Source organism: Veillonella parvula (assembly GCF_042850485.1).
GTDB lineage: Bacteria > Bacillota > Negativicutes > Veillonellales > Veillonellaceae > Veillonella > Veillonella parvula_Q.
In genome coordinates, this window is the sequence record NZ_AP031417.1 from 1,241,475 (window position 1) to 1,253,244 (window position 11,770).

Consider the following 11,770-nt stretch of genomic DNA (forward strand, 5'->3'; position numbering starts at 1 on the left):
ATAATATAAAACGATTATCCTAGAGAAATAATGTTATCGAATACCTTACCAGCGTCTTTAATTTTTTGTTCGTTTCCCATTGTACAAATATGATTGTCCTTCAATACTGATTCAACCACATCTGCTAAAGCAACGATATCCTCTGGCTTACAAGCGATAACTTGTTTACGAAACTCTACCTTATCCTCTAGTTTAGCACCGCTAAAATACATCCCCATCGCACGTGGACCACGCAACGCAGGAGTCATAGGCAAGTCCAAGGAGCTCATAGTACCGATAATATATTTACGCATCTCACGATCAGTCAACGTAAACTCACGAAGGTATTGAGGTAATTCTTTATATACATTTAATGTTTCTACCAAGTTTGGATCGCGATAGCTACAGAAAATCATATTACCATCGTCATAGAAGTTTGCGAAGGCACCGTAAGCACCGCCTTGTACACGAATACGAATCCAAAGATACTCATAACGTAAAATCGTTTCCAATACACTCATTGGGCCTACGTGTTTATACCCATGGTCTATAAAGTTACCACCTTGAGCTACGTATTGAACCTTACCAGCTGTAACGATACCATCATTACCAGACAAACGTGTAATTTTTAATGTATCATTACTTAAGTCAGTAGTATCCCAAGTTTCAATCAATGGTTTCATGAGATGTTCAAAGGCTTCTAATTCGCCTTCTTCACCAACGAACATGATATCCACATTATTAGCACGGAAAATCTTACGAGCCACATCAGCTAATTTTTTCGGCAATAATGGTAATGCCGCAGGATTAGAAGCCAATTCGCTAATCTTTTGATAGTAACCAAAGTTACCATTATCTCTAAATTTACCAACTGCAGATACTTGTGCCATAACACGTTGACTTACAATGGAGTTGCCACGACGAAACGCTTCATTATCCCAAATAGCTTTGCTTTCTTGAACAAGTTCGGTCAAGCGTCTATGGTCACTATAATCTGCTTTTTGTACTACTTCGTTAATCAAACGGCATAAGTCAGGTAATTTAGAATGCAAGGCTTTAGCTCGAACAATCATGAGAGGCGTAAATTCATCACGCTTACCATCTTTGCTAATAGCCGTAATATCTGAGCTTAAACCACCAAGATTCATATTGATATCTTTCGCCAATGCTTCATAGCCACGTTCAGATGTGTTGATACGACCGATAATATCACTTAGAATATCGGCATAGAACAACTCATCTTCTGTAAGACAACTTAAATTAAAGTAAAGACCTACATAGTTGATGCCTTTTGTGAAAGTAGGTACAAAATGTACTGTAGTATTGCCAATTTTACTTTCACGACGTTCTACTTCTTCAATATTAGGATTTAAATCTGATAATTCAAGCAATGGAATCGACGCTAATGCTTCGTCGCTATCTGGAGCTTCTTGACGAAGTTTAAGTCGTTTTGTTTGCTCTACAATCGCTTCGATTTCTTCTGGAGTCATCTTAGCTTTTACAGAAGCTAAATATTCTTTAACCTCTGCATCCTTGCGCTCTTGAAGACCACGTTCAGGATAAATAGAAACAAGCACTTTATGATTGTTATTTAAGATAGATTGACGAATTAAATCTTCAAAGTACGTACCAGATAAGCCCTTGCGAATATTCACTAATGCTTCTTCGTAGTGTAATAGTTCAAGTGGGTCATTGTCATATAGCCAATTATCCATCATACGGATAACATAAGCAAGACCAATTGGACGACCACCAAAGTCGCTTTCACGAAGAGCAAACTCAATGCTATTCAAGGAAGCTTCTAATAATTCTTTATCTAAACCGTTATCACAAAGTTCTTGCAATGTAGATTCCACAATACGCTGCAAGTCAGCTTGTTTATCGAGATTAGAGCCAGTTGCTTGCACGGTCCACAAAGGTTGACGAATACTATCAAGATAATAACCACTCACATCAGAGCCGATACCGGCTTTCACCAAAGCCTGTTTAAGAGGCGCCGCAGGAGATGTCAACAATGCATGTGTTAATACCTCAAAAGCCAAGCTATGCTCAGGTGTTACATCAGGTAACACATAGGCAAAGGAATGTAAAGTTCGATTGTCGGTTGGCTCTTCAGAACCTACGCTATATGGATAACTTACCACTTTACCTTCCGTAAATGGCGTTTGTATACCAACCTCTGTATTAACCTCAATAGCATCAAAATGACTTAAGTACTCATCATTCAAGAATGCCAATTGCTCTTCAATATTCATATCACCATAAAGGAAGATATAACTATTGGACGGATGATAATGAACTCGATAGAACTCTTGGAACTCTTCATAAGTTAAGTCTGTAATATGGTCAGGATCTCCACCAGAATCAACACCATAAGTGGTATCTGGGAAAAGTTCACGCATCATTTGGCGTTCTAGAACGGAATCTGGAGAGGAATAAACCCCCTTCATCTCATTGAATACAACACCTTTATAGGTAAGTTCATCGTCCGCACGATCTAATTCATAATGCCAACCTTCTTGCATCACGATTTCCGCATCTTCACGAACGCGTGGATACAATACAGCATCAAGATATACGTCCATCAAGTTGTGGAAGTCTTTATCATTCTTGCTTGCTACAGGATACATTGTTTTATCAGGGTAAGTCATAGCGTTTAAGAACGTGTTTAAAGATCCCTTAACAAGCTCAACAAATGGCTCTTTTAAAGGAAACTTACGAGAACCACATAAAACGGAATGTTCCATAATATGTGCAACACCAGTACTATTATGTGGTGTTGTTCTAAAAGCGATATTGAATACTTTATTAGAATCTGGTGAATCAATATAAATTAAACGAGCACCAGACTTTTCATGTTTCATTTCATAAGCGGTACCATTGATCTCATCAATGCGCTCAATGCGGTCAAGGCGAAAGCCAGAATAAACCTTATTTATTTCCATGCTGTCCCTTCTTTCTATACTAATATAATGATTTCTCTCTGAATAATTTATTATATCATATCGATGACTCTATATATAGATGTTAAGAATAATTATCGAATTATAAAACCCCATAGGCAAGTATTCCCATGGGGTTCATATTATTTATTATGTTGCATCTGCCACTTTTGATTGCGACGCAAGGTTAATAAGCCTTCTAACACGGCTTCGAATTGTATAAAACTCAATGTATATGGTTGATACATATCTGGTACAACCTTGTAAGTAATAGTAACCTCAGACTTATCATAATCATAGAAGATACCATGTAAATTACTCATTGTTGTGTAACCAGTTTGAGCTTGTTCCAATGTTGGAATAGGCTGATTTTTTAGATTTCCTAGTAGATCGCTAATGAAACCTTCCTTACGACCTTGGTCATTGAGCATTTCATCCATAAAACTACGTAGACTATCCATGCAATGATTAACCTCGTTGATCTAACAATAAGCCATTATGAATTACACGAACAGCATCTTTTACACGATCTTCAGCAACAAGGCAAGAAATACTAATTTCAGAAGTAGAAATGATTTCAATATTGATACCTTCTTGGCTCAAAATATCAAACATTTGCGCAGCTACACCAGGCTGTCCTAACATACCTGCACCAATAATGGAAACTTTCGCCATTTTTTCGTCAATATTAACAGCTTCAATATCTACTGCTTTTTGTAATTCTTCTAATACTTCTCGAGCTAATACCACATCATCCATAGCTACTGTAAAGATAAGATCAGTTTTTGGTTCTCCTACGGAACGGATAGATTGAACAATCATATCTACGTCAACGTTTCTAGCAGCTAATGCTTTGAATACAGTCGCTGCAACGCCTGGTTTATTTTCAACGCCTACAAGGGCTACTTTTGCTGTATTTGTATCATCAGCTACGCCAGTAATTACGTGTTTATTTGCTTCCACAGTATAATCCTCCCGAATAATAGTACCTGGTTTATCATTAAATGTAGAACGTACATGAATAGGTACACCATAACGGAAACCCATTTCTACGGCACGCGGCTGCATTACACCTGCACCAAGGCGTGCCATTTCAAGCATTTCGCCATACGTTACTTCTTCTAATTTGAAAGCTTCCTTCGCCACGCGAGGATCTGTAGAATATACGCCTTCTACATCCGTAAAAATCTCACATACATCCGCTTTCATAGCACCTGCCAATGCAACAGCTGTTGTATCAGAGCCACCACGGCCTAATGTCACCATATCACCATATTCAGTTATACCTTGGAAACCAGCAACTACTACAATTTTACCTTCATCCAAAGCTTCAAACACACGATTAGGATCAACGCCCAAAATGCGACCTTTATTAAACGTATCACTACTTGTAATACCTGCTTGATCACCTGTTAAGGATACAGATTCCTGACCACGTTCGTTAAAAGCCATTGCCATCAATGCAATTGTTACTTGTTCACCGGTAGACAACAAGCGGTCCATTTCGCGACCATACGGCTTGGATGTAACTTGTTTAGCTAAGGCCACCAAGTCATCAGTTGTATCACCCATAGCAGATACAACAAGAACGATTTTATCGTCAGCTTGCTTCTCACGAAGAACGCGATCAACAATATTAAATATTTTTTCTGGTGTAGCTACGGAACTACCACCAAATTTTTTAACGATTAAGGCCACAATAATCCCTCATTTAACTATGTTTACTAAATATCAATATGCATATACTTTACCACAAACAAATAGCACTGTAAAGGGATGTACAGCAATTAATCCACTGGAGTGATACAAAACTCCTTTTTATGCGGACATTAAAAATCAAATAATATGTCTATAATATTATGAATATGCATTAAACAATCCTAACATGTATTAGCCATAATGCCATTAAATATCTACTATTAAAAGTTTAACTTTGCCTCATTATTAAACTATGTGAACACATAGATATACAAAAAGACCAGCCCTAGGACTGGTCTTTATTAGTTGTAATAGTTAATTAAGCAACTACGATATCTTTTTCGGATTCCCACAAACCGTGGATATTGCAGTAGGAAACAGCGATCAATTTACCAGATTTTTTCAAAGCTACTGCTAAAGTACCTTCAGAAACTGCTGCTACAGGACCTTCGTTTGCAGTTGCACCGTCACCATGAACGTTGAACTCGATAGCGCCAACTTCGAATGGTAATTGAGTGCCTTCAGCTACGAAGTACAATTTAATCCAATCAATGTGATGTTCTACAGTGTTTGGATGTGCAATGTCTTTACCTACGGATAAAGTAACGTGGAATGTTTCACCTGCTTTTACAGTGTCAACTGTTTCGATAACAGGAACGTGTTTTTCAGTAGCGAAATCGCCAGATTTAATGTAATCATGTACAGCCATAGTTAACCTCCTGGTTAGTCTTATATACATACTTAATGTCAAGAATATTGAGCACCTCTGTGCTTATGACTATATTATACATTTTCGATATAGTTTTAGCAAGTTCTTTTTCGATATTTTTCGATTTTTTTGAATTTAGTTAGAATTCAATTCCTTTAGCAGCCTTAATGCCCTTTTCATAAGCATGCTTTACTACATTCATCTCCGTTACAGTATCTGCCATATCAATGATTTCAGGTTTAGCATAGCGACCCGTCATAACAACATGAAGTCTTTCTGGCTTATTTTTAAGCATTTCCACTACAGAATGCACATTGATAAGCTCATAATTAATAGCATTATTTATTTCATCCATAACAATTAGATCCCATTTATCGGAGTTTACTTCCTCCAACAATGTCCGCCAAGCGGCTTGAGCTGCTTCTTTATGTCGAGCAAGTTCAGCTTCTCCTACTTCATCACGTTTATAGTAAATAAAACCCTTTCCCATAGAGCGAATTTCAACTTGATCACCTAGTTTAGCAAGACCTGCCAATTCACCATAACCATTACCGCTCTTAATAAATTGTAATATAAGAACCTTGAAACCTTGTCCGACAGCACGTAAAACAACGCCTAATGCCGCTGTTGTTTTACCTTTACCATTCCCTGTATTAACTAGAATTAATCCACGTTCTTCCATAATAGCTCCTTTAATACGAACTGTCCCGCAATAACTTTAAGAACTAACTATTCCTGATTAATTACATTCTCCTCATATTTACTAATAGGATTGCAACAATACATATGAATATAATTGCAATAGCACATTACAATACTTATGTATGTAATTGTGATAATACATAGTAATATAAACCTATTAAATACATTTATACATCTATTACTTTTGGGCTTTATAAGCAGCACATGTATCAACAAAATGTTGTGCCCCTTCATCAGAGCCAGCAAAGTTCAAATGTAAGTAAGAAGCTAATACATTTTTTGTTGCATAGCCGCCGTCATACGATTGAGGTTTACGGCCTCCTTCTAAATGAAAAGCCCATGGAAAGTCATCTATAGTTGGCTCCATTGTAGAGAAATGGAACTCATGACCACGAATAGCTGTATTCATAGCGCCTAATAAAGTATCTCTCTTTGCAGTTGCTGTAACATAGCCCACCTTTTGAAGCTTTTGTTGCATCACACAATTGGCAGGTACAATACCTACAGTTTTATATACAGAACCTCCAAAGTCATTAATACTTTCACAAAGATACATGAGGCCACCACATTCGGCATAAATAGGCATACCTTGTGCATTAGCTTGGCGGATAGATTCCTTCATAGACTCATTGCTAGATAACTGAAATAAAAACATTTCTGGGAAGCCACCACCGAATACAAGTCCGTCTACATCAGGGATTACCGAGTCATTAAGCGGACTAAAGTAAACAAGCTCAGCCCCTTTTCCCTCTAACGCAGCAAGACTAGCTGGATAGTAAAAAGAGAACGCCTCATCATAAGCTACACCGATTTTCACACGTTTTTCAATGGTTTTAACATCTATAGCATCTGGTAGTTCGATAGTTGATGCATTAGTAGCAATTTTCAATAGTGCATCGAGATTTACCATCTTCTCAACAGCTTCTCGAATCGTATTAATCGCCTCTGTTGGATCAATTTCAGTAACCGGTGTAAGTCCTAAATGACGTTCTGGAGAATGCATACGATCATCACGATAAATGGCACCAATAACAGGTACCCCGATTTTATTCATCCCTTCACGAACCATACGCTCATGATTGGCTGAGCCTAAGCGGTTCAAGATGACACCACCAAAGTTTACCTCTGGGTCATAGTCACGGAACCCTTTAGCAATAGCGGCTGCACTTTCACCCATAGCTTTACAATCAATAACAAGCACCACCGGTGCATTTAACTGTTTAGCAATTTGAGCCGTAGAACTAACGCCCTCTCGACCACCATCGTAAAGGCCCATAACACCTTCAATAATGGCAAGGTCTACATCATGTGCCATTGTAGCAAAGAAAGGAGTCAACTTGTGAGGTGGCACGAGCCACGTATCTAAATTATAGCTGTCACGGCCGGATGCAATTTTATGAAAGCCCGGATCAATATAATCCGGGCCCACTTTAAAAGATTGCACCGTACGTCCACCATTTGCATAAGCGGCCAATAAACCCGCTACGATAGTTGTTTTACCAACACCAGAGTTGGTACCAGCAATGACAACACGTGGAATCTGTACTGTGTTCATAGATATTACCTCGTAATACGATGTGTTTGTTAACGATCCTTGCGTTTTGCAAGAATTGTAGATAAGTAGTTGAGTTTAGTATCTTTTGGCATATTATCTAAACCTACGAATACTTGCTCATCAGGCAAACCTACACGGCTAATCATAACCGCATCATCTGCCATATTATGTTTAATCAAGGTTTCTTGTACTTCATCAAAGTTTTTATATACCTTCATAATAACTGCATCATCTGCAACAGCCAATACAGCATCGATTTTTTCTTTAGGCGCTGTAGCTGGAACGATGGCCAATACCTCTTCCTTCTCTACGATTGGATAGCCAAGGTGAGATCCGATAGCACAGAATGCAGTAACACCAGGAATTGTTTCAATTTCATGCCCTGTATTTTCAATCAAACGGTATACATACATATATGTGCTGTAGAACATAGGATCACCTAATGTTAAGAATACAACACTTTTACCTTCATCCAAGTAAGACAAGATAACGCGTTTAGCCTCTTGCCAGCCTTCCTCTTGCGTAGAATCATCCAACACCATTGGGAATACTACGGGAACGATTTCTGTATGTTCTTGTATATATGGGGATGCGATATCAAGAGCTACGGAACCATCTTTCTTTTCTGTTTTAGGTGTGATGATAATATCTGCTTCACCTACGATGCGAGCAGCTTTCACAGTCATTAATTCAGAATCGCCAGGGCCTACGCCAATACCATATAATTTACCTTTCATGGGTATCTCCTATTCTTATAGTCACACGCTATTTATAATTGTAATATCTTTTATTATAACCAATTTATGCAATATATACAAAGATACTATTTAATATTTGGAATTGCAGGACGATGTGGGCTACGTTTGCCATACAAATCATCGATACAATCTTGCACATGTTGACGGAAAATATCATGAATCGCTTCATATTCACCTAGAGCACTATGAATTGGTTTAACCGCATATCCTGCTCCAGAAAGTTCATTGACAACACTATCCTCTTCGTCACCAAATAAATCATTTTGTGCATGATCCCCGAGTACCAATAATAAAGGATGTACATAAATTGTTTTTGGACGTTTACCATCAAGCCATTCCCAAGGCATTGCTACATCTGACACATATGGTGCGTTTTCAAGTACAGCGATACGCACATTCGTAAGTCCATTACGGATTAGCTTAAACTGTAAATTACCATATGAAGAATTGCCAGAACCAAGACCTCCATGACCGACCAATAACAAACCATCATCTTTGGAAATATTAAGAGATTTAATGAAACGGTCAATCAAGATTTGGTAATCATCTGGGTGCTCTTCTTGTCCCATATAGTATACGAGAGGTCTACCTACACGCAATACTTCGAGTTGTCCTTCCCCTTCATGAGCAAGGATATTATTTTTCAATTTATCGAACTCTTCACCACCGGTGAAATGAAGTGGCTGCACATATACATGTGTATAACCTTCTCGAATTAGTTTTTCTAACGCCCCTTGTTCAGTAGGAATCTCAATACCACGCTCACGTAAGCGCTTAACGATGATACGAGAGGAAAAAGCTAATTCTACAGTATAATCCGGATACGATTTACGAATATGTTCTACTACGGAATCGATATTATGTTCACGAGCACTGTCCACAGTGGATCCAAAGGCAACAACTAAGATAGCTTGTTTCATGAATGTCTCCTTATATTAACTAATAATGTATCTTAATCATACCATAGACCATTCTATAGGGGCATACCGTGGTACGTATAAAATAGAAATTATTCTTATCTTTCATGGCAAAAGTAAAAATCCTCCTCATTGGATGTCCAACAAGGAGGATTTTTATTAATGTGAAAGAGTGGAGTGTTGTATGTCTAATTATGTAATAACAAATATCAAGAAATCAAACCTTGCGCTTCCAAGCGAGAATTTGTCATGACAGGTTTTACGGATTCTCTAGGCATGGGCCGTTTCCGATCAGACATGCGGATAGCTTGACCTAAATGTTTCAAGAATAAATCTTGTACATGTGGGTTTTCCCCAAGCCCTTCATTCCAGATGTCAACATTGTAGCCTTCCTCAGCGAGTAAAGCATAAATGGAATCGGAGCGTTCACCGCCAAGATAATCCATTAAATGTGTAGAACCTATGAGAGCCAATGGTACAACTAATAAATCTTTATGCCCCATACGATCCAAGAAAGTAAGAGCTTGTTTGAATGTAGGGAAACCATTTGTAGTAAATACTACTACGTTTGGCGCTGCTCCATACATAGCTTTTAATTGCAATGTACTGAACTCTAATTGATTTTGACCATTTGCCATGAGCACAACAGATTTATTAAGTGCTTTTGTATTAACGTGACGAACAATGCTTTCTAATGTTGCTTCATAATCATCGGCATAATTTTTTACACCTAAAGAGGTAAGCAATGGTTTACCAATATTTACCTGGCTAAAACCATATTCATTGCTATGTAAAAATTTTAATGCTTGTTTGCGCATTTGTTGGTAGCACTGATCTGCCACCAATGTAATAGGTTGAATGTACACCTCATCGATACCCATACGAGCGAAATCTTGCATAGCCTCTGTGAAAGAAGAAATCTTATCTTCGTACTTCTCATTCCACTTCTCTACTAATGCATCAGATAAGAATACGCGGCGTACCTCCATATCACTATACATGGAACGTACTTTTTTCTCTATACTGCCAATGGATTTCTCCACAGCATCTTGGTAAATTGATCCAAAGGATGCAATAATTATGCCTTTCATATGTGACCTCCATATTACTCATACATGAAACAACTTTCACAATTGAAAATTGTTATCAACTACTATGTAATAATAGTACAAGATTAATCTATAGAAGTCAATGAAAAAAAAATATCAAAATCAACCAAAATAATGTATAACCGATGCAACACCACATAAAAGAAGGAATAATATAACAATAAACTTAATTCGACCTGTAAAGGTATCATACATTCTCTTGTCGCCAGCTGTGATTTTGCCAGAGCGATTATGGCGCCATAGATCAAAAACACAAGCAACACAAAGAATAATAATTAAAATATACTTCAAATCAATCATATAACTTGGTAAAGCAATATAATCGCTAAACAATGAAAGTCCAAATAAGCAATTCCCTAAGATACCAATTACAATTTTGACTATTCGTTGCCTAGCTATAATGACGAGATAATTCACCATTAATAAGCCAAAGAGACCAATTACAATCTTCTCAAACATATCTACCCTACTAATTTAAAATCATAGTACTCTAATCTATTTAATATATACATTACACTATTACTTCAAAATAAACAAAATGGTGTTGAACTCAAAGGAGACCAACACCATTTTATTAACTAAGAATCATATTAAGATTTAAAAAAATACCTCCTTAGAATTAACAGTGTATTATTTCACACGCCAAGACGCTTTTAATAAAAGATGATATAACACATAAACATTTACATAAGGAATAATTAACCCAATTAGCCATATACCACTTAACATACTATCATGTAATCTACGAATAGATAACGTCGCAAATGCAATAAAAGGCCATATATATAGAATCATCAACCCCCATTCAGGAATGTAAATCATTGAGTAATGTTGATAAATTAAAATAACTATACCAACCAAAAAGTACATAATGATAGATATAAAAAATCTACCACCCAAAATGCCTAATATAAACTCTTCTCTGGTCGATCGACCTCGAATATCAATTAATCTATAAAATAATACAATCCAAGTAAATTCAAATATTCTTTCTATAATTTCTTTATTTAATTTAAAATTGGATGTATTGTGTCCATAGGTAATAATCGTATTGCCTACAATATCATCGCTATTTGCTAACCCAAATTCATTGTTGGTTTCTATGCCAGGACAAAGTCCCAGGAAGAGTATAGGTAGAATATATATTATTGTGCCATTTATTGGATAAAAAGCACTATACAAAAAGGAGTTAGTAATGGACGAGAGTGATAATTCCATTCCCCACAATAAATGAATAATAATATAAATTCCCACTATATAAAGAATATTTATAATACTTTTCCCTATATCATGTAATCTAAATATAATTAGTATAATATAGCATATAAGAGCCATAATTTGCGAAATAATCGAACTAATATATTGATACTCTAAATTATTCGAAAACAATATGCTAATTAT

The 11,770-nt window shown here is 36.8% G+C and carries 11 protein-coding genes; all 11 read right to left on the minus strand.

All coding sequences use genetic code 11. From position 1 onward, the window contains the following. Window positions 1-14: 14 nt before the first annotated feature. Window positions 15-2,924, minus strand: a complete 2,910-nt coding sequence (locus ACGHIY_RS05585; RefSeq protein WP_329843749.1) for an insulinase family protein — start codon at window positions 2,922-2,924, stop codon at window positions 15-17. Window positions 2,925-3,064: 140 nt separating this feature from the next. Next, on the minus strand, window positions 3,065-3,382 hold the full coding sequence (locus tag ACGHIY_RS05590; RefSeq protein WP_004696238.1) for a hypothetical protein: 318 nt from the start codon (window positions 3,380-3,382) through the stop codon (window positions 3,065-3,067). A 7-nt stretch (window positions 3,383-3,389) separates the two neighbouring features. After that, window positions 3,390-4,619, minus strand: coding sequence for an aspartate kinase (locus ACGHIY_RS05595; protein ID WP_390525347.1), 1,230 nt, complete (start codon window positions 4,617-4,619; stop codon window positions 3,390-3,392). 319 nt (window positions 4,620-4,938) lie between these two features. Then, window positions 4,939-5,328, minus strand: a complete 390-nt coding sequence (locus ACGHIY_RS05600) for a class II SORL domain-containing protein (protein WP_004696242.1) — start codon at window positions 5,326-5,328, stop codon at window positions 4,939-4,941. Window positions 5,329-5,467: 139 nt separating this feature from the next. After that, a complete protein-coding gene (gene cobO, locus ACGHIY_RS05605; protein WP_390525348.1) occupies window positions 5,468-6,010 on the minus strand; it encodes a cob(I)yrinic acid a,c-diamide adenosyltransferase in 543 nt (180 codons plus the stop codon). 198 nt (window positions 6,011-6,208) lie between these two features. Then, the gene (locus ACGHIY_RS05610; RefSeq protein ID WP_390525349.1) at window positions 6,209-7,585 is read right to left on the minus strand and encodes a cobyrinate a,c-diamide synthase; all 1,377 of its coding nucleotides are present in this window, start codon (window positions 7,583-7,585) and stop codon (window positions 6,209-6,211) included. A gap of 29 nt (window positions 7,586-7,614) precedes the next feature. Further along, window positions 7,615-8,322 (minus strand): precorrin-2 C(20)-methyltransferase, encoded by a 708-nt coding sequence (gene cobI / locus ACGHIY_RS05615; protein WP_012864519.1) that lies wholly within the window; start codon window positions 8,320-8,322, stop codon window positions 7,615-7,617. 86 nt (window positions 8,323-8,408) lie between these two features. After that, window positions 8,409-9,263, minus strand: a complete 855-nt coding sequence (locus ACGHIY_RS05620; protein ID WP_024061918.1) for a sirohydrochlorin cobaltochelatase — start codon at window positions 9,261-9,263, stop codon at window positions 8,409-8,411. Between the two features lie 206 nt (window positions 9,264-9,469). Continuing rightward, complete coding sequence (locus ACGHIY_RS05625; protein WP_004696252.1) at window positions 9,470-10,351, minus strand: sirohydrochlorin cobaltochelatase; 882 nt, start codon at window positions 10,349-10,351, stop codon at window positions 9,470-9,472. A gap of 120 nt (window positions 10,352-10,471) precedes the next feature. Beyond that, window positions 10,472-10,828: a hypothetical protein gene (locus ACGHIY_RS05630; RefSeq protein ID WP_302146366.1), complete on the minus strand. Its 357-nt coding sequence runs from the start codon at window positions 10,826-10,828 to the stop codon at window positions 10,472-10,474. Window positions 10,829-10,999: 171 nt separating this feature from the next. Beyond that, window positions 11,000-11,587 carry a DUF805 domain-containing protein gene (locus tag ACGHIY_RS05635; protein WP_373821240.1) on the minus strand — a complete coding sequence of 196 codons (588 nt, stop codon included), beginning with the start codon at window positions 11,585-11,587 and terminating at the stop codon, window positions 11,000-11,002. Between the last annotated feature and the right edge of the window lie 183 nt (window positions 11,588-11,770).

What these genes read in the sequence shown, in the direction of transcription:
- ACGHIY_RS05585 (WP_329843749.1), bottom strand. Translation starts at nt 2,924, where the DNA reads ATGGAAATAAATAAGGTTTATTCTGGCTTTCGCCTTGACCGCATTGAG.
- ACGHIY_RS05590 (WP_004696238.1), bottom strand. Translation starts at nt 3,382, where the DNA reads ATGGATAGTCTACGTAGTTTTATGGATGAAATGCTCAATGACCAAGGT.
- ACGHIY_RS05600 (WP_004696242.1), bottom strand. Translation starts at nt 5,328, where the DNA reads ATGGCTGTACATGATTACATTAAATCTGGCGATTTCGCTACTGAAAAA.
- cobO (WP_390525348.1), bottom strand. Translation starts at nt 6,010, where the DNA reads ATGGAAGAACGTGGATTAATTCTAGTTAATACAGGGAATGGTAAAGGT.
- ACGHIY_RS05610 (WP_390525349.1), bottom strand. Translation starts at nt 7,585, where the DNA reads ATGAACACAGTACAGATTCCACGTGTTGTCATTGCTGGTACCAACTCT.
- cobI (WP_012864519.1), bottom strand. Translation starts at nt 8,322, where the DNA reads ATGAAAGGTAAATTATATGGTATTGGCGTAGGCCCTGGCGATTCTGAA.
- ACGHIY_RS05620 (WP_024061918.1), bottom strand. Translation starts at nt 9,263, where the DNA reads ATGAAACAAGCTATCTTAGTTGTTGCCTTTGGATCCACTGTGGACAGT.
- ACGHIY_RS05625 (WP_004696252.1), bottom strand. Translation starts at nt 10,351, where the DNA reads ATGAAAGGCATAATTATTGCATCCTTTGGATCAATTTACCAAGATGCT.
- ACGHIY_RS05630 (WP_302146366.1), bottom strand. Translation starts at nt 10,828, where the DNA reads ATGTTTGAGAAGATTGTAATTGGTCTCTTTGGCTTATTAATGGTGAAT.
- ACGHIY_RS05635 (WP_373821240.1), bottom strand. Translation starts at nt 11,587, where the DNA reads ATGGAATTATCACTCTCGTCCATTACTAACTCCTTTTTGTATAGTGCT.